The organism is Brotomerdimonas butyrica (genome assembly GCF_025567305.1).
Taxonomy (GTDB): Bacteria; Bacillota; Clostridia; order Peptostreptococcales; family Anaerovoracaceae; genus Lentihominibacter; species Lentihominibacter butyricus.
The window spans coordinates 15,838-35,673 of record NZ_JAOQJP010000010.1; the positions used below are offsets into that span (position 1 = coordinate 15,838).

The window sequence follows — 19,836 nt, forward strand, 5'->3', positions numbered from 1 at the left end:
ATTATGAATCTTAATAAGCAGAACTATGTGGATAATTTTTTTAAATTACTGAAAGTAAAAGCAGATATTTCAGAGGGTCATGATTATAAATCTTTTTTGAAGGGCGCCATTGATATGTTTTTAGAAAATGAAAACAAAGATACTGCGAATGAAGTATATAAAATCTTCCTTGATATTTATAGAATTAAAACTTCAAAAGGAACCTCTGTCCTGGATTTGTTAGATGCATTGAGTCAGTACGAAGAAAGCATGGGAGTCTTAAATAATAAACAGCGAGACCACTACATCCATTCAGTAAATGTTTTTTTACTGGGTTTGATGATTTATGCACAAAATGATAAATTCCGCCATTTGTTTGCAGAATCCCTGAAAAGAAAACACAGGAAGGAGTTGTTCAATACTGATGAAGAGTTTCTTTTCTGCTGGGGTATGACAGCATTATTTCATGATATTGGATATCCTGTTGAAATGGTTAATGCACAGTTACAACAATTTTTTAGTTATGTTATTAATGAAAAAGTGGGAATGCAAGAAGTTAGACCTTATATTGCATATAAGGATTTCGCAGCTTTGGATATGATTAAGAAACGTCCAGATCATGAATCGATTTTAGCTGATATTGCAGGTGCGCCGGATCAGGTGGATCCATATAGGCCAACAAATTTGATTGCATATAATATTGCCGGAATGTTTGGATTATCTTATGAACAGACACATATTGTGATGGATAGTTATCTGGATATTATGCAGAATAAAGGATTTATTGATCATGGATTTTACAGCGCCTTGATTGTTTTAAGATGGTATGGCGAGGCTGTTCAATACGCTACCTCAGAAATGAGTGATCTATTTACACAAATAGTTGATGCGGCAACAGCAATTTTTCTTCATAACGCATATAAGAAAACATTTCAGAATCCACCATTTGATTTGCCGGGAATTGACCCTGCAGCGGCTCCTATTAGTTTTCTGCTAATTTTATGCGATGAATTGCAAGAGTGGAATAGAAAAGCATATGGCAAGGTGATACGCACCTGCATACAGGTAGACGATATTTCAGAATTATACATTGATGATGCCTGTTTAAATTTACACTATATTGCAACGGAAGGGTATATGAATCCCGAGTTTATCCAAGGGAAAAAGGAGGGTGTGCAGAATACACTGCAGCTGGATAAAATTTTTTCAAAAGGAATCTTTTTATCAGCCACCGATTCTTCGGAACGGTATCTTAATGATATAAAGATTGCTCAACACCAAAGTACTCCAAGGATTATGATTGAGCATCTTGAGGAAATTGCTAAGGAAATACATGAGGATTACTGCAATAAGCAAGTAGAACGAAAAGGAGCGGACGCTGACATAACAGAATGGTCTCAGCTTACGGATTCTTTAAAGTATTCTAATATACGACAGGCAATGGGCATTGTACATAAGTTAGAACTGATGGGATGTTATCTGTCCGAAGATGGATACCCGGGAGATGAGATTAAAGAATTTGAGACATCTACAATAGAATTTCTGGCGCAAAAAGAGCATGATGACTGGGTAGAAGAACGGAGAAAAAATGGATGGTCGTACGGTGAGGTTAAGGATGTTGAACGGAAGTACTCTCCGTATATGATACCATATGGCCAGTTGACTGAAGATGTGAAAGAACTGGATCGCGATACGATTCGTAATATTATTCCAATTGTTAATCGCAGGGGGCTGCATGTATATAAGCCTTATCGCATAAATTCTTTCCCGGGCAGTAAAGATGAGAACGATTCTCTCTATGAAGAATTGGAATTAAAGATGAATATAAATACCGACTATATAGAGACAGTAATCAGAAATTATATTGCTTACATTCAGAAAGTTAAAGAGCACGGATTGAATGATTCGGAAAAGGAAAGCATTTGCGAATTATATGAGAAATTAATTAAGTTAGAGGAAAAAGGTGACTTTGAATGGGATGTGCGATACCTTTATGCTGAATTTTTGTTTGAAATGAAAGAAATTGATAAAGCTCTGCAGTTTGCAAGTGAATACACGAGTCACGCAGAAGAGTTTGATCAGGAAGACAATGTAGAAAAAGGAAGAGCTCTTATTACAAAAATTTATCGATCGGTGTAATGGTTTATGACAGTGGATGTTAAAGGAGAATGACTGTGTATATTGTGGATTTTTTTAAAAGAATGTTTAATAAAACTAATATACCGAGTATGCTGTATATTTTGTTAAATGTAGCGATTATAACAATTGCAGTTTTTTATTTTGTAAATTCTTCTGTGTCTGGGTCAATGAAGTTGTGGCAGGCTGCACTGATTGCACTAGGGGGATATATTGCGTGTATTCTCGTTGCATTGTCTCCATTCGGTGAATGGCTTTTAAGAAAAATAAATAAGTGTCATCGGGTAACGAAGGATAGAGATCCTAGAAATCTAGAGGCTATTTTTGTAGAAGTGTATCGTAATGCACGTGAATTGAATTCTTCAATTCCGAATGATGTGGGGCTATATGTAAAAGAAGATATAGAGCCAAATGCTTTCGCTTTAGGGCGTAAAACAGTATGTGTAACGACAGCGTTAATGGATCATTCGGATGAAGAAATCAAAGCAGCGATGTCCCATGAATTTGGACATTTAGCACATAAGGATACTGATCTGATTCTTGTTATTTCAGTAGGAAATTTGATTATTATGGGAATTGCACTGGTTATTAGACTGCTTATTCTTTTTATACAGCTATTGTTTTTGATCGCAGTTTTTTTAATCGGGCTTGTTATTGGAGATAGAGGTGCATTAACGACATTAGTAGCAGTTGTTTCGAGCTTTTTAGTCAATGTATTTGTAAACGGATTGATTTGGCTGTGGACACAGGTTGGAGTGTTGCTAGTAATGAAATCACATCGAGAAAATGAGTATCTGGCAGATGAGTTTGCTTTTAACCTGGGATATGGTGAGGCTCTTTGCAGGCTGCTTGATATGATTTCCATTCCGGGAAAGAAAAGTTTTTTTTCATGTTTGAAAAGCGCTCATCCAAAGACAGAAAAACGTATTGCCAGACTGAGGGAGCTGGGGGTAAAGTATTAAATTTATAAGATAAGAGTGAAGGTGCGTTATGGAAACTGTAGTAAGTACTGGATTACAATCAACTGTAACTATAGAAGAACAGCGGCAATTGGATGCCATTGAAAACGGGCTGGCCGTAGCAGATCGATTTATTAATAAAAATTATTTGTTGAATATGAATGAACAGAAAATTTTAGCGCTTAGTGAAGAAGACCAGCATGCTGGTGAGTTGCGTTTGCTGAAGTTAAATAAATTTATTTATGATAAAGATGAGAATATAAATGATAAATTGATCAGTGTTTACAGTGCGCTGGAAAACATCAACAGTACTGCATTTTTAATGGTTTGCGGAAAAAGAGAAGGCATATCTATTTATTTGGGGACCAGACTCAAGGGTAATGGGGCTTCCATTGCTAAGCAGGTTTTAGAGAAAAGCTTTTTGGGGAATTTCCCGGGGAGTGACTTGGAAAATATCAGGAGTGCGGGCATCTCTGAAATCATGAATGATGCTTTTGGAACTGAGAAAAAGGAAGTCGGGGGAAAAAAGCGTAACAATGTTTCTAGTGTTACTGTGATCCCATCTCTCCGTGGGGAAGGAAAACAGGGGTTTGTGCAAGGGCTTGAGAAATTCATAGATACGATGCAGGGGGAAAGCTATACAGCAATTTTAATTGCCAGACCGGCGGAGAAGAAGGAACTTGAATGGAAGAAGAGAGGATATGAGGAATTATACAGCGTGCTGTCTCCATTTATGAAAACAACTTTAGCTCATGGCGAAAATTACAGTAAAGCTGTTTCAAAAGGGATGTTTAAAAATTTTTCTGCTTCAATCAATAACAGTATTGCAAATACTACTGGGAAGAATTATGGTCAAAATCGCGGGATAAGCTTTGGCACGAATAAAGGCAATAATATTGGTTTGCCGGGAATGGGAATAAATCACGGAAAAAGCTGGGGAGAATCTCAAGGGTATTCATCTGGATATTCATGGTCAAAAGCAGTGACAGAAGGATCATCTGAATCTGAAGGATCGGGAACCAATTACGGTGAATCAGAAACCGCAGGGAATTCTCGCACCTTGACAGTTGAATTCCATAACAAATCCATTAGTTGTATTGGAGAGAAGATTGATGAAAATTTAAAACGTTTGAAAAATTGTGAAGCATATGGATTGTGGGAATGTGCAGCATATTTTGCAGCAGAAGATATTCAGACTTCTGTTGTTGCAGCCAATGCATATAAGGCATTGATGGCGGGTGATCATACAGGTGTAGAAAATTCATTTATTAACGTATGGAATGGTGACAAAGCACTGGATATTTTGGAATATATACGATATGGAATGCATCCAATGATTCAAACGGAAGCGATTGGAGATTTTCTTCCTCAAATCGTAACGCCGGGAAGCTATATCAGCGGAAAAGAGCTTCCTCTATTTATGGGGTTGCCTCAGAAATCTGTGACTGGTCTGAATGTAAGCCATATGGCAGAATTCGGGCGAAATATTTTTGTACAAAAGAAAATCTCCGGCCATAAAAGCTTTCGTGTGGGGCAGGTTTTTCATATGGGAAAAGTAGAAGCAACGCCCGTAGAGTTAGATATGAAAAGTTTTGCATCACACTGTTTTATTACAGGATCCACAGGTTGTGGAAAATCAAATACAGTGTACTGCCTGCTAGAGAAATTTATGAAAGAAAAGATTCCTTTTTTGGTAGTGGAACCGGCAAAAGGTGAGTATAAAAGCGTATTCGGCAGCGTAGAAGGAATTAACGTCCTTACTACAAATCCGTTGATCGGTCAGATGTTAAAATTGAATCCGTTCCGTTTTGCTTCAAACATTCATGTATTGGAGCATTTAGATCGTTTAATTGAAATTTTTAATAACTGCTGGGAAATGTATGCTGCAATGCCGGCTATTTTAAAGGATGCGATCGAACAGATCTATATAGATAAAGGATGGGATTTGTTACATTCGGTATATGTTAAGGATGGTCCGGTAGAATATCCTACATTCCATGATTTGATGGATACATTACCGCGGCTCATACAGCAGTCAGGATATTCATCGGAGACAAAGGGTGATTATATCGGTGCACTGGTGACACGTGTAAATTCTTTAACAAATGGCATTTCAGGACAAATATTTTGTGATACATATGACTTGTCTGATGAATTTATTTTTGATCAAAATACAATTGTAGACTTAAGCCGTGTGGGTTCGTCGGAAACAAAGTCTTTGATCATGGGGCTGCTGGTCTTGAAGCTTTCGGAATATCGTATGTCTCACGCTGAAGGAGCAAACCGTGAGTTGCAGCATATTACGGTATTAGAAGAAGCGCATAATCTGCTAAAACGAGTGCAGCCAAGTCAGGAAGGGAGTAATGTAGTGCAAAAATCTGTGGAAATGCTTTGCAGCAGTATCGCAGAAATGAGAACGTATGGAGAAGGATTTATAATCGTAGATCAATCTCCAACGGCAGTAGATAGTGCAGCTATAAAAAATACAAATACTAAAATTTTAATGCGATTGCCGGATAAAGAGGATGCAGATGTGGCAGGTAGTGCGGTTGGCTTGAAAGATGAACAAATAAAAGAACTTTCTAAGCTGCAAACAGGTGTTGCCGTATTGATGCAAAATAACTGGCTGGAAGCCGTTTTGACACAAATTGATCGATTTACAGAATCTTATGAAATGATGATTCAACCCGATTCATATGAAAAGTTGAGACTATTGAATTCAAAACTAATTATCGAATTGATGGATCAGTATGCAGATAATTGTGATGCGAAAACGGTGTGGCTGGAACGGGAACCACTAAAACAAATTGTAGAGGGAATGGATATCTCAAAGTGGAAAAAGAGAGAGTATTTATTGCAGATTATGGAGTTTGAAGAAAAAGTCCAACAAGATGCGTCCTTGCAAACATTTTGCATACTGCTTTTACATCTTTCCGGGGCAGAAGAACTTTTTAAAAATGAAGAGAGAAATTTATTAGATAAGATACAAAACAGAGAGTATATATATGCATGGCGAGATCATTTTGACAATGCATTAAGATCATATTTGGAACTGCCGGATAATTATATGCAAAATGTTATAGATAGCTTAATTCTTGCACAATGTATCAAAAATAAAACAGCAGTGTATGAAAAAATTTTTGAAATACTATTTGGAGAAGTGTAATTAAAAATGAGAGATTTAGAACTGAAAACAAATTTTTATAAAGGGATCAATACAGTTTCAATTGATGGAAATGCGATTGCTCATTTTAGTGCATTAAATAATTACACTGATACTTCATTCTTAGATTGGGCACATGAATTTTTTGCAACTGTGGAAGATGAATTAAATGATGAATTTACTATCACAGTCAGTGGGGAAGAACTCGAAATTCGTATGTTGCGTTTACTTGCAAATAACTGTGATGACTGTCATGGTATTGAGATCAAAGAGTACCCTTTGAATATGAGGACTGATGAAAGGTATAAAATACTCTCTAATATTGCAAAGAAATATAATGTATCTGTAGAGGTGTGCAAAGTATTCGTTAAAGTTTTTTCTTTTGATGAAAATATCTTGGGATTTGACTTTTTAGAAAATGTAAAGCTGGAGGAGGCGCAGGTATGCATTCTGGAAAATGAGGATGTTTTAAGTAATGTGATTAGCAATGCTAGTCGGGCGCAATTTATATTAGTTCTGGGAGAAGAAGAGCACCTGGAATGGAGTGGTGATAAGTATATATGGCATTTACCAATAGAAAATAAGCTTAAAGAATTAAACAGATTAGTTACATATTTAGGAGTTTTGCCGACTATTAAAAATATTCGAATGAAGATAGATAAAGTGATTCCTGATATGAAAACTGAGGAAATCAAAGCTGTTAATATGGCATTGGCAATAGATTCGATAGTAGACGTTGATTTGCCAGATGTCATGAATCTGAAAATGGGAACTCGATGTACTCCACAATATTCAGTGACACCAGACAATGGGGTGAAGCCATCCATACATATTACTTCAAGCAATATTGAAGTTGTTGATATTAGAGAGGGCAGCCTAATAACAGGACGTCGAGGAACAGCAACGGTAAGTTTTTATCAGGGAGCGGATAAGATACCATTTGCGAAGAAAAATATCAGGGTTTATCGAGACGATTCCGTTAGAGAAATTCATCTGAAAATACGGGATATGGTTATGCATATAGATCAGACACAGGAGATAAAGCTAATGACTGTTCCTTCAGATGCAGACAATCGAGATTCCGTTCAGTTGGAAGTTAGTGATGACAGTGTTTTGCATTTAGATTCTGACGGGAAGATTATGGCTGTCGGAGCAGGTGAATGTACGATTACAGCAAGGGTCGATCAGATTAGTACTAGTGCTGTTATTCATGTTTTGCCTCAGGCTTCAGAGATTGTAATTATTCCAAGTGAAATAGATTGTTATGTCAATGAATCTGTTGATGTGACAGTCAGAGTGCTGCCGGAAAATTGCTCTAATAAGACGTATGAATGGGATTCCAGTGACGAATCAGTAGCAGTAGTCATTTATGATCATGGCTTGGAAAAGATTCATGCAAAGCGAGTAAATGAAAATGGATGCGTTTTGACCTGCAGAACGGTTGAAGGTGAGTGTTCTGCCACATGTACTGTAAAAGTAAAAAGTACGTTAGATCGTGAAACACATGCATGGCTTAGTATTGCTGCAATTTCTTTTGTGTTTACATTTATTGCAGGGATTTTTAACTTAGGACCGATTTGCTCATTGCTTGCAGTGGCGGGCGCTTTGATAGGAGGCGCTATTGCCATTTTTAAAAATAGAAATGATATTAGCTGGGCGATATTATTGATGGCAGCATCTGTAGTATTGACATGGTTGCTTTGGTAGGAGGAATCTGTATGAAAATTGAACGGAATGTTGCAGATTTAGATAATGCGGTGGAGTCCTCTTGTAAAGTACAAGAAACAAATAATGAACAGGGCGGAGAATTTACAGGAGGAAAACTTCGCGATATGCTACATCGGGAAGTTTCTGCACAGCATATCCCAGAGAATAAAGTCGAGTGGGAAAACTCTGAGCAGAAGGGCAATTGTGCCTGCCGTGTTCGAAATGATGCAGCGCTAAAAATATATGATAAAAAGAATCAGGAATATCTCCATTGTACTGGGGCGGAGTTCAATCAAAGCATGGTGGAACGGTATGGTACGGATAAAGTAAATTATTTTTACAGAGAGGCGGATTTTCGGCCGTTTGAACATAATTTTGATTCACAGTCACTGAATGAGTTTTTGATCTCAACCGGCAGTGGGCGAAGATGCTCCGAAACAGGGAGTATTGACGGGCATGTCGAAGTTGAGCGTATGAGCGTAGATCGTGATATTAATTTTAAGAATGCAAATGAGAAAATTGCAGATGCACTGGGGATATTACCCAATGATGTACAAGCATATATGAAAGACAAAAATCTTACCTGGCATGAATGTGGTGACAGGAAGCATTTGGAGGCGATACCCAGTGATATTCATCAAGTGTTTTCGCATACGGGAGGAATTGGAACAGAAAAAGACTTTCAGGTGCTGCATAAGAGCCTTACAGAAGGGTCAAAATCAGGACCTCAGAGAATTATTTCAGTTAACGAACTGCCGGAAAATAATTTACGGTCAACTATTATGAAAGGACCTGATTATCAAAATATTAAAAAGAAAAATCAGAATTTAAAAAAACAAATGTTTTCGGGTCATGCAAAAAATTTTGAAAAAAAGCTTGAACTTAAGAATACTTTGGAACTTCCGGAGAAGAGGACTGATGCAGTTCGAGAGGGAAAAGGGGGAGAAACAAAGAATCCTCAGGAAATACTGAACTTGAGAATTTTGCAGCATAGGTTACCATCAGAAAAAAATGTGGAATGGGATGTTTCAGAAAAAAAAGGAAATTGTGATTGTCGTGTACGTGATGATGCAGTCCTGCATATTTTTGACAAAGCACAGGAAAAGGAAATAGCCTATACAGGAAAGGAATTCAAATATCATATGAAGGAAAAGTATGGCACTGATAAAGTTTCATACACCCATAGAGAAGCGGATCTCAGCCCTTTTGAACAAAACTTTGATCCTCAGGATATGAACAGATTCTTAAAAGAAAATGGGAAACGGCGAAAAACGCGTGCAGAAAAAAGCATAGATAGCAATATAACTCTGAAACGTTCTGATATAAGAATTTATGGTGGAATAGAGAATGCAGCAAATAATGCAATGGCAGAGCGAATGGGAATTCATCAGCAAGATGTTAAAGCTTATATGCAATCAAAAAATTTGACATGGCATGAAGGTGGAGACTGGAAAACTGTTCAGGCTGTTCCGAATGAAATTGAGCAGGTTTTCGCGGGAGAAAAATCAGGCTTGCAGTAGATGAAGAAGATAGATAAGCAGAACGCCTGGAAAATATATGACTGAAAGCCTGGCACAGGAATATATGTTACTGCTGAGGTTTCAGAAAGAAAACTGTTTAAAATTCAACAATCAGCAAACAAATTTATTATTGAAATCCAGGGAGGAATATCAATGGGTAGAATAGCAGAAAGAAATTACGACATTTTTATTGCATATCATGGTACATATGATTCAAATGGGAGTTGCAGTAAGGCTGAACAGTTGTGTGACTTTCTTGAATCAAAAGGGTATAGTGTATTTTTCTTTCCACGATATCCTGGAGATGCCTATAAGGCGAATTATCTGGCGGTAATGCAGTCTAAGACCTTCCTTTTGGTCTGTAATGATCATATTGCGCGCGATGAGGACGGTAAAATTAATAAGGTTGAGCATTATGATCTTTCTTATGAAATTGATGCTTTTTATGCATTGACTCAGACGCAGCATGATGTTTCAGTGCAGGACGCAAAAGTTTTAATGTATGGAAATGATCCGTTGGGGGCAGAAGCAGAATTGCACGAACTGTTTGCAAATAGACCTCATTTTAGGGCTGTTAAAGAAAAAGATGATGATATATTTCATGAAGTTTATGATTGGTTAAAAAATCGATTGCCAGCAATGTATTTGATTGATAATTTTAATCGACGCCACACTGGAATTTGGTATTCACGCGAGTATTTTGAACATCATATAGATGATATGAATCGATTTTTATCTGTGGATGAAAACGGGAATTATATAGTGAAAAAAATTACGATGTGTTGTTATACGGCAGGATCTATTTTAAATCCAGGGGCAGTTACGAATGTAAGTAGACGTACTGCAAGAAGATTAAGTGATGCAATTAATCTTCTTTTAAATGAAGATATTCATTTTAATTTAGAATTAATTATAACGGACCCTAATTCCAAAGCAGCAGGGGAAGCTATCACACATCAGAAAATTGGCAATATAAATAAGCATACATTTTACGACTCTTTACAAAAGTTGCATAAGTGCTTTGATTCAGATGCAGAGAATGGTATTTTTAGGGAGCGATGGAAGCAGGGCTTTATTTGTAAAGTAACTGATCTTTCTTTACCATATTCTATTCTTAAAGTGGAATATAAAGAAGGTTATACACATTTGAACCATATAAAAATAGATTTGTACTCACCTTTACTAGATGTAAATGCACATCACCGGACAATGATTATAGCAGATAAATATCAACATAATGAGTTTGAATTCTTTTCAAATCAATTGCGAGCTATTTCGGATCATTCAAATGATTATAATCCTAATATAGCGATCCAGGAAGAAAATGTGCATATTTTTACGAAAGAACAGATTTCCGAAAGTTTAAAACAGCAGTACAGACAGTACTTCACAGGGAGCCGTTTATTCGAAAGGGGTAATATAAGAAATAAATTCAGCTATTTAGAAACAGGCATGTCACATTATAAACAATTTAGTGTAGATACGCCGCATTATCATGAAACAACAGCAGAGCATTATATTATTTTACAGGGAGAACAGAAAATACTGGATTTAGGAAGCGGAAAACAATATATCGCTAGAAAAGGTGATTTTGTTTTTATCCCGCCGTGGACAAAACACTTTACGAAAAATAAAGCCGGTACAAAAATTTTCTTTGCAAAGGCTCCTGATGGGAAAGATAAAGTAGAAATCTATAAACTGCCTGAAAAAAATCATGTGGATTATGATGAATGGAAAAAATCATATGAAGTTGATTTTAGAAACTCTGATAAATAGAGTAAGTGGACATTATCTGTGCCAAATGATTGGCGAAAGGGATTTTAGATACTGGAATAAAAAAACTCGGATAAGAAATAAGAATTGTAGCATGAGTGGAGGAATGTGATTCATGAAACAGAATGGGAAGGAACGATGTTGATATGGGATATGCATTTATAAGCTATAGTTCAAAAGATCAGGAAAAAGCAAATGCGATAAGAAGCATTTTTTTGAATAATAATATTTCCTGCTGGATGGCGCCATATGACATACCTGCAGGAACAAAATACGCATTTGTTATAAATGATGCTATTAAAGATGCGGCTTGTCTTGTTTTGCTGTTTACCAATGCCTCACAGGAGTCCATTTTTGTAGAAAAAGAGGTTGAGCGTGCTGTGGCAAACGGAAAGCCTATAATTACAATGGAATTGGAGAGAGTTGTTTTAAACTCAGGATATCAGTTTTATCTGGGCAATCAGCAGATAATTGCAACACCCAAAATAAATGAAGATGATGAGAATTTTCAAAGAGCACTGCAGGGAATAGCTGCATTTACCGGTCGGACTGATACACTGAAGGAAAAAACACAGTTTTCGGCAGCAAACGAAACTGCCACCGTTCAAAACGCAGGGGGCAATAAAAAACATGAAACAGTGTCGAGGTGCAGTAATCCTAGAATTGTAGAAGATGCATCAATGAAATCTGGACAGAAGGTAACCTGGGACTGTATATGGTTCGGCAGCTATCCTCAGTCGGAGGTGCTGGGCGGAATGAGTAGTGGGAGGCGCGTTATTGAATTGGAATCAAGTGACGTATATGATAATCAGTATGCTGTTGTCAGCAGTGTGCTGTGGAAGAAAATAACCGGTGCAGCATACGACAGAAATGATGAGACTATTGTAGACGGAGTAAAATACAAACGTCTCAGTAAGACAGATGCAGTTTATGACACATCCGAAGGTAGCACCTATTATGAATGGGGTGATGATACCGTTCGGTATTTCAAGTATGAACCAATCAAATGGCGTGTACTTGATATTAATGGAACTAATGCTTTGCTGATTGCAGATAAGGCTTTGGATGACCAGAAATATAGTAACACAGATGCAAGTGTGACATGGGAGACATGTACCATGAGGAGCTGGCTCAATGGATATGACAGTTTGTACAATAGCAGTAGCAGGGATTATACTAATCTCAATTTTATAAACTATGCATTCACATCGAGCGAGCGTAGTGCAATAAAAACCACAGAAGTGGTAAATGATGACAATATAAGTTATGGTACAGAGGGCGGCAATAATACCAGCGATAAAATATTCCTTTTGTCGGAGAACGAGGTTTACAATTCAAGTACAGCTATTTCATATGGATTTGTCAAAAGTAGCAGTACATATGATGAGGCACGCAGATGCAAAAGCAGCACATATGTAAAGGCAATGGGAGCGTATGGTAGCAATTGTACTTGGTGGCTCCGGTCGCCTGGCGCCTCTAGCCATATTGCTGCTTACGTTGACTATGACGGCTACATTCATGACCGCTTTAATCCCTTTGCCTACGCTACGGATCTCGCCGTGCGTCCCGCTTTGCATCTTGATCTCTCATACTCTGACCTATACAGCTACGCAGGGACGGTCAGCAGTGATGGGAGTGAAGATAATTTATAAAAAAGCAATAAAACTAGTAATAAGAGTTTTCAAAATCAGTTAGAGAAATACACGAAGGAGAATGTAATGGATAAGAATAAGATGAAACATGAGAAACTTGAAGTAATGCCTGCTCTGAAGAGTCCTAGGATCGTAGAAGATGCATCAATCGATTCAGGACAGAGAGTGACCTGGGACTGCATATGGTTCGGAAATTACCCTCAGTCCGAAGTTGTATGCGAAACAGATACCTTGCGTATTAATGAACTGAACGACAGTGATTATGATAAACAGTATGTTACTGTCAGCAGTGCGCAGTGGAATAAGATAATCGGTGCCGCATATGACGAGAGCGGTGATGCTGTTGTGGATGGTATTAAGTACAGACGTTTAAGAACGGTTGACATCAATGGTTTGGAAGATGGAGACAACAATTGTATTGGAGATGGTAAAGATACTGACCAGTATTTCATGTACGAGCCCATTAAATGGCGCATACTGAATGTCAATGGGAATGATGCTTTGTTGTTGTCGGAAAAGGCTGTAGACGCTCAGCGCTATCACATGACAAGAGAAAGTGTGACATGGGAGACATGCACCATGAGGAGCTGGCTTAATGGATATGACAGCTCTTTCAATGGCAATGCTGAGGATTATACAAAACTGAATTTTATAAACCATGCATTCACATCCGGCGAATGTAGTGCGATAAAAACTACAAAAGTGATTAATGATACTGATCATACCGGGGATAAGATATTTCTGCTATCGGAAAATGAAGTTTGCAACTCTGATACAGCCGTTTCATACGGGTTTGAAGAGTTCTGCGATACATCTTATGCCCGCGCCTGTGAAGGCAGTGCATTCGTAACAGCAATGTATGGTGATGAAGAGGACTTTGGCGTAGGGTATTACTGGTGGTGGCTCCGTTCACAGGGCATTACTGATCATACTGCATTTGTCAATTATGACGGAGGTGTATATGATGCGTTTTATGTCGACTGTAGTGGCGTTGCAATACGACCTGCTTTGCATCTTGATCTGTCGTGTTCTGATTTCTACAGCTATGCGGGTACCGTATGCAATTTTTGGAGTGAAGATAATTTGTAAAAAGCTAATCAGGAATATAATGGCTAAATGCTTGACACAGAAAGGAGTCTTTATGTCAGAAAATAAGTATAATCCGATTCCGGTCGATACTTCAGATGTTGTTCTTCCGGAAGAATTACTGTCACTTACTGAGAAGATTGCAGAAAATGTCCATGATGTTTGGGCGGTCGGGCGCATTGCAGAAGGATGGACATATGGTCCGGTTAAGGATATTGAAAAGAAAACTACTCCACAGATGGTAGCCTACAATGAGTTGCCTGAGGATGAAAAAGAGTACGATCGCAACACAGCATTGGAAACATTGAAACTTATTGTAAAGCTTGGGTATGAGATAAGAAAATCTTATTAGCTACGGGTGTGAAATAGATGTTTTACGAGAGCTTTCTTTGCATGGATTTGATTGTAGATGAATAAAGCAGAATGGGAAGGAACGATGTTGATATGGGATATGCATTTATAAGCTATAGTTCAAAAGATCAGGAAAAAGCAAATGCGATAAGAAGCATTTTTTTAAATAATGATATTTCCTGCTGGATGGCGCCATATGACATACCTGCAGGAACAAAATACGCATATGTTATAAATGATGCCATTAAAGATGCGGCTTGTCTTGTTTTGCTGTTTACCAATGCCTCACAGGAGTCTATTTTTGTGGAAAAAGAGGTTGAGCGTGCTGTGGCAAATGGAAAGCCTATAATTACAATGGAATTGGAGAGAGTTGTTTTAAACTCAGGATATCAGTTCTATCTGGGTAACCAGCAGATAATCGCAACACCCAAAATAAACGAAGATGATGAGAATTTCCAAAGAGCACTGCAGGGAATAGCTGCATTTACCGGTCGAACTGATACACTGAAGAAAAAAACACAGCTTTCGGCAGCAAATGAAACTGCCACTGTTCAAAATGCAGGGGGCAATAAAAAAACTGAAACAGTGTCGAGGTACAGTAATCCTAGAATTGTAGAAGATGCATCAATGGAATCTGGACAGAAGGTAACCTGGGACTGTATATGGTTCGGCAGTTATCCTCAGTCAGAGGTTGTATGTGAAACGAATACCAGGCGTATCAGTGAATTGGAATCAAATGATAATCTGTATGCTGTTGTCAGCAGTGTGCTGTGGAAAAAAATAACCTGTGCAGTATATGACAGAAATGGGGATGCTATTGTAGACGGAGTGAAATACAAGCGTCTCAGTAAGACAGATGCAGCTTCTGAAATAGTCATACCAGGAATCAACAGCTATTATGAATGGGGTGATGATACCGTTCGGTATTTCAAGTATGAACCAATCAAATGGCGTGTGCTTGATGTTAATGGAACTGATGCTTTTCTGCTGGCAGACAAATCTCTTGATGACCAACGATATAACACTTCAAGGACATCTGTCAAATGGGAAAAAAGCACGATGAGGAGCTGGCTCAACGGGTATTATTCTTACGTGAACACGTATGGAACAGATTACAGCAACAAAAACTTCATAAATGTGGCATTTATATCAAGTGAGCGCAATGCAATAAAAACCACAGAAGTGGTAAATGATGACAATATAAATCTTGGTACTGAGGGCTGCAATAACACCCGCGATAAAATATTCCTTTTGTCTGAGAACGAGGTTTACAACTCAGGTAGAGCTATTTCATATGGATTTGTCAAAAGTAGTAGTACGCATGATGAGGCACGCAGATGTAAAAGTAGCACATATGCGAGGGCAATGGGAGCGTATGGCAACAACTGTACTTGGTGGCTCCGGTCGCCGGGCTGGCATAGTATGGATGCTGTCTATGTTCGTTTTGACGGACACGTCCACTATACTGGTAGTTTTGTTTACAATGGTACTTATGCCGTGCGTCCCGCTTTGCATCTTGATCTCTCATACTCTGACCTATACAGCTACGCAGGCACGGTCAGCAGTGATGGGAGTGAAGATAATTTATAAAAAAGAAGGAGAAACAGATGTTGTATATAACTTGTTATTGGATTTCAATGCTTGTATTTATTAGTGGCATTGTTGCTACACTTCTTTCAAGATATAGAGTCCGAAATGTAAGATTCAAATCCCTGAATATACTTATAGTGAGCGTATTTATATCGGCATCAACTCTTTTTATACCGATTTATTCACGAATCTTTCAGGGAGATTCATTATCGTGGATTAAAACTTTTCTGATATCTATACATAATGCAATCAGACTGTTTATTGTCGATGGTGAGTTCGATATCATAGATAATAATATCACTGGCAATGTGGGTGGCATAGCCGCTCCGTATACAATACTGGCAGCAGTTATTTTTGTTCTGGCGCCGCTATTGACATTCAGTGCAGCGTTGTCTCTTATAAAAAATGCACATGCATATATATCGTATTTTTTCTCATATTTTAGAGATATATATGTATTTTCAGAACTGAATGATGAATCAATAGTTCTTGCAGAAAGTGTTATAGAAAAAGATCCCAGAGCTAGAATAATTTATACTGACGTTTTTGAAAAGAATGAAGAGATATCATATGAATTAGTGCAGAAAGCAAGAGAAATGCGAAGTATTTTGTTCAAGAAAGATATTGGACTGGTCAATTATTGGAGACACAGCAGGAAAAATATGATTGCTTTCTTTGCCATAGGTTATGATGAAACAGAAAATATACGTCAGGCTATGAGTCTTATAAACGAGTTTCGAAATAGGGAGAATACAGAGCTGTATGTCTTTACAACAAAACGTGAAGGAGAGCTTTTACTGGCGGATATGGATAAAGGAAAGGTAAAAGTTCGGAGGATCAATGGATGCAGGTCGCTTATAAACGAGTACCTGTATGAATATGGGAAGAAATATATATTTGATTCTGCGATATCCAGCAGGGGCAGAGATAAGAATATCCATATACTAATCGCCGGATTAGGAGGGTATGGAAAAGAAATGTTAAAGGCTTTGACTTGGTTTTGTCAGATGGAGGGATATCATGTATACATAGATGCTTTTGACAAGGATAAATCTGCAGAAGACAGAATAGCGGCAGAGTGTCCTGAACTGCTTAGTAAAAAATACAATGGCAAGCGTATTAAAGGAGAGGCGGAGTACAATATAAATATTCATTCCGGTGTAGATATATATACGGGAACATTTGATAAAAAAGTTAAAAATATAAACTGTCCCACTTTTATATTTATTGCTTTGGGAGACGATAGTGAGAATGTGAATGCCTCTGTTCGTTTAAGGATTTTAATGTTGCAGAAATTCAATGAAAAACCTCATATTACGACAGTAGTAAAAAACAGCGTTATCAGTAGCAGGCTGGAAAATGTCAAGCATTACAAGGGAGAAAAATATAAAATCCAGTTTATAGGAGCATTAAATAAAATGTACTCAATTGATTCAGTAAAGACAACAGATCTGGAGAAGAAAGCTTTGGGAATACATATGAATGGTGAGTGGTATCAAGGAAATGAAGAAGATGATACGAGCTATGGTGCGGAAAAGAATAAACAGAAGAAAAAAGAGTTCAGTGAGTATGAATATTATTATAATTCTTCTATATCCACAGCAATACATAATGAGCTAAAAAAAAATATATTAGATATCATAGATGATCAGGGACGGTTGAAACCTGATAAAGAAGAACTGGTTGCTGAGCTTGAGCATCGTAGGTGGAATGCATATATGCGTACAGAGGGATTCATTTATTCACCATACCGTAATGATTTAGGTAAAATGCATAACGACCTTAAAAGTTATGACGAATTATCAGAAGAAGAAATACCAAAGGATCGGGCGGCAGTAGCTGGAAGCTGTGAAAAACAATAACATTAAAAAATTGTTTATGCAATCCAATAGAACTGTGATAATAAAGTAATGCACTAAACGTGGAAAGGAGTCTAGGGTGACAAATACTGCTGTAAATATGGAGAAGAAATATAGGATTTTTATCAGCTACAGAGGTGAGTCTCAAGGGGAAGGAAACACTATAGGGAAAAAGTTTGCGGGAAAGCTATATGATTATTTAATCTCGGATCCTTTTTTTGAAGAAAAGTATGGAAATGTCTATTTTTCACCGGAGGAGGAGATAGCAGAAAATTATAAAATGACTATTCCGAGGGTGATGGAACATGTGGAATGTTTTGTTATTCCTTTGAATAAAACATTCTTCAGCGATTTTAGGCGGCAGGGAAAACATTCAATCACATATATGGAAATTACAGAAGCTCTAAAAAATCCTTATATGCATTTTGTAGTAGTAGAGCTTGAAAGTTTTGATAAACAAGCTGAACTTGAAAAGATAAGGAATATAAACTTATGTTTTAAAAAAGATGCAGATAGATTAATCCACTGTAAGCTGATCAAATACGATAAAAATAATGAACAGAAAACAGTGCAGCTTGTTGGTGAACAGCTGATAAAAAATAATTATCGTATACGTTCTGTGAAGGAATTTATGAAAGCTCCAAATGTTAGACTTGAATTCAAGCGAGATACAGAAAGTCTGACAGATTATCCCTTTTATGAAAGAATGTATGATGTAAAAAAAGTGATGCTGATGAATTTTGCGGCAACAAGTTTTCTTGTAGGAAGTTCGGTGGCCAGAGTATATAATTCAGGCAGATATTTTACCAAAGGCTTTCAGTCTCGCTTATTATCCGGAGATGTGCAGATTGAAGCTGTTTTGACTAATCCATATTCAGCAGCGGCAATAGATGCAGAATTATATAAGATGTATCCCAGTGGTATGTCAGTTGATAGAAGTGAGATTATAATCAGAAATCTTAACAAGTTTTATGATTTGAAGAAAGTGGATACACTGGGGACGCAAATGAATGTTTATCTGACTGATATTGCGTTGCCGTACGGAATGATGATTACAGAGCATGAGAATCCCGAGAATAACCACATGAAAATAGATCTGTATGCACCTTTGCCGGGAGAAGATAAATATAGGCCATCATTTTATCTGATGGAAAATAATCCTGAAACAAAAGAGCTTTATTCTTTCTTTAAGTTCAACTTTTTCAGAATTGCTCAGGAAAATTCTTATATGTATCAGGGACATCCAGACGTAAGTTGGCTGTCAGATAAAAGGATAATACACAGGGCACAAATAACAAAAGATGTACTGCCGCATACACGAGATGCTTTTTCATTATGTATTCAAAATAAAGCGACTATAGAAGTTGACCTTATTGTTTTAAAAGATCATAAAATTGTTGTGGGGCGAAAAGAGCAACTTGCGGAATGGATGGGCTGCAGAGAAGGTGAAGTATCTAACATGACATGGTTGGAGCTTAGAGAGAAAATAGAGTCAAAAGGATACATTTCGGCAAGGCAGATTATGTTTCTTAATGAATTTCTAGATTACATTCATGGACGTATACCAGTTCTTCTGGAAGTTAAATCAGATGATTATGAAGAGACTAGTAAGCAGAATGTCGGGCTTGTAAATCGTTTGGTAGAGATTGTGCAGAAATATATACGACAACATATTTCTATAAACTCTAGCGGGAGAATAGCAATTCATTCAGCCAATTCATGTATTTTGAAAATGATAAGGAAAAAGAATTGCATGATTCCGATTGGACAGATATCTCTGGATTTTTCAAAAGGTAGATATAGTGGGGTTCCAAGCGAAGTCAAAAAACATCACAAAGAAAAGAAATATTTTGATGACGTTATCCCGGACTTCATGACATATGCTATAGAGGATGTGGAAAATGAAGAAATAGAGGCCGAATGTAAAAAGCATGGAATTCCTTTGATTGGGTGGACTGTTAAAGACAAGAATATGCAGCAGTATGCAGAAAGATTCTGTAACAATATTATCATAGAAGGAGCGGAATCCTATATATAAGATTACTTCGAAGGAGGCAGAAC

General features: G+C 37.4%; 12 protein-coding genes. All 12 read left to right on the forward strand.

What is annotated here, in order from left to right:
- Positions 1 to 3 precede the first annotated feature (3 nt).
- The 12 genes from OCV59_RS07965 to OCV59_RS08020 all read left to right on the forward strand — a co-directional run bounded on the left by OCV59_RS07965 (position 4) and on the right by OCV59_RS08020 (position 19,813).
- Positions 4 to 2,118 (forward strand): RyR domain-containing protein, encoded by a 2,115-nt coding sequence (locus tag OCV59_RS07965; protein WP_147593963.1) that lies wholly within the window; start codon positions 4 to 6, stop codon positions 2,116 to 2,118.
- A 35-nt stretch (positions 2,119 to 2,153) separates the two neighbouring features.
- A complete protein-coding gene (locus tag OCV59_RS07970; protein WP_262584224.1) occupies positions 2,154 to 3,077 on the forward strand; it encodes a M48 family metalloprotease in 924 nt (307 codons plus the stop codon).
- 28 nt (positions 3,078 to 3,105) lie between these two features.
- Positions 3,106 to 6,240 (forward strand): helicase HerA domain-containing protein, encoded by a 3,135-nt coding sequence (locus OCV59_RS07975; protein ID WP_147593965.1) that lies wholly within the window; start codon positions 3,106 to 3,108, stop codon positions 6,238 to 6,240.
- Positions 6,241 to 6,246: 6 nt separating this feature from the next.
- Positions 6,247 to 7,944 (forward strand): Ig-like domain-containing protein, encoded by a 1,698-nt coding sequence (locus OCV59_RS07980; protein ID WP_147593966.1) that lies wholly within the window; start codon positions 6,247 to 6,249, stop codon positions 7,942 to 7,944.
- An 11-nt stretch (positions 7,945 to 7,955) separates the two neighbouring features.
- Positions 7,956 to 9,464: an HNH endonuclease gene (locus tag OCV59_RS07985; RefSeq protein ID WP_262584225.1), complete on the forward strand. Its 1,509-nt coding sequence runs from the start codon at positions 7,956 to 7,958 to the stop codon at positions 9,462 to 9,464.
- Positions 9,465 to 9,617: 153 nt separating this feature from the next.
- A complete protein-coding gene (locus OCV59_RS07990; protein ID WP_147593968.1) occupies positions 9,618 to 11,240 on the forward strand; it encodes a cupin domain-containing protein in 1,623 nt (540 codons plus the stop codon).
- Positions 11,241 to 11,362: 122 nt separating this feature from the next.
- A complete protein-coding gene (locus tag OCV59_RS07995) occupies positions 11,363 to 12,889 on the forward strand; it encodes a DUF6273 domain-containing protein (RefSeq protein WP_147593969.1) in 1,527 nt (508 codons plus the stop codon).
- 66 nt (positions 12,890 to 12,955) lie between these two features.
- Positions 12,956 to 13,978, forward strand: coding sequence for a DUF6273 domain-containing protein (locus OCV59_RS08000; protein ID WP_147593970.1), 1,023 nt, complete (start codon positions 12,956 to 12,958; stop codon positions 13,976 to 13,978).
- A gap of 52 nt (positions 13,979 to 14,030) precedes the next feature.
- A complete protein-coding gene (locus OCV59_RS08005; protein WP_147593971.1) occupies positions 14,031 to 14,327 on the forward strand; it encodes a RyR domain-containing protein in 297 nt (98 codons plus the stop codon).
- 71 nt (positions 14,328 to 14,398) lie between these two features.
- Positions 14,399 to 15,916, forward strand: coding sequence for a DUF6273 domain-containing protein (locus OCV59_RS08010; RefSeq protein WP_147593972.1), 1,518 nt, complete (start codon positions 14,399 to 14,401; stop codon positions 15,914 to 15,916).
- A 17-nt stretch (positions 15,917 to 15,933) separates the two neighbouring features.
- Entirely contained in the window at positions 15,934 to 17,778 is a 1,845-nt protein-coding gene (locus OCV59_RS08015) for a hypothetical protein (protein ID WP_147593973.1), read from the forward strand.
- Positions 17,779 to 17,854: 76 nt separating this feature from the next.
- The gene (locus OCV59_RS08020; protein ID WP_147593974.1) at positions 17,855 to 19,813 is read left to right on the forward strand and encodes a glycerophosphodiester phosphodiesterase family protein; all 1,959 of its coding nucleotides are present in this window, start codon (positions 17,855 to 17,857) and stop codon (positions 19,811 to 19,813) included.
- The last annotated feature ends 23 nt before the right edge of the window (positions 19,814 to 19,836 follow it).

Excerpts from the sequence above, each read along its gene's own strand:
- OCV59_RS07965 (WP_147593963.1), top strand. The coding sequence starts at position 4 with ATGAATCTTAATAAGCAGAACTATGTGGATAATTTTTTTAAATTACTG.
- OCV59_RS07975 (WP_147593965.1), top strand. The coding sequence starts at position 3,106 with ATGGAAACTGTAGTAAGTACTGGATTACAATCAACTGTAACTATAGAA.
- OCV59_RS07980 (WP_147593966.1), top strand. The coding sequence starts at position 6,247 with ATGAGAGATTTAGAACTGAAAACAAATTTTTATAAAGGGATCAATACA.
- OCV59_RS07985 (WP_262584225.1), top strand. The coding sequence starts at position 7,956 with ATGAAAATTGAACGGAATGTTGCAGATTTAGATAATGCGGTGGAGTCC.
- OCV59_RS07990 (WP_147593968.1), top strand. The coding sequence starts at position 9,618 with ATGGGTAGAATAGCAGAAAGAAATTACGACATTTTTATTGCATATCAT.
- OCV59_RS07995 (WP_147593969.1), top strand. The coding sequence starts at position 11,363 with ATGGGAAGGAACGATGTTGATATGGGATATGCATTTATAAGCTATAGT.
- OCV59_RS08000 (WP_147593970.1), top strand. The coding sequence starts at position 12,956 with ATGGATAAGAATAAGATGAAACATGAGAAACTTGAAGTAATGCCTGCT.
- OCV59_RS08005 (WP_147593971.1), top strand. The coding sequence starts at position 14,031 with ATGTCAGAAAATAAGTATAATCCGATTCCGGTCGATACTTCAGATGTT.
- OCV59_RS08010 (WP_147593972.1), top strand. The coding sequence starts at position 14,399 with ATGGGAAGGAACGATGTTGATATGGGATATGCATTTATAAGCTATAGT.
- OCV59_RS08015 (WP_147593973.1), top strand. The coding sequence starts at position 15,934 with ATGTTGTATATAACTTGTTATTGGATTTCAATGCTTGTATTTATTAGT.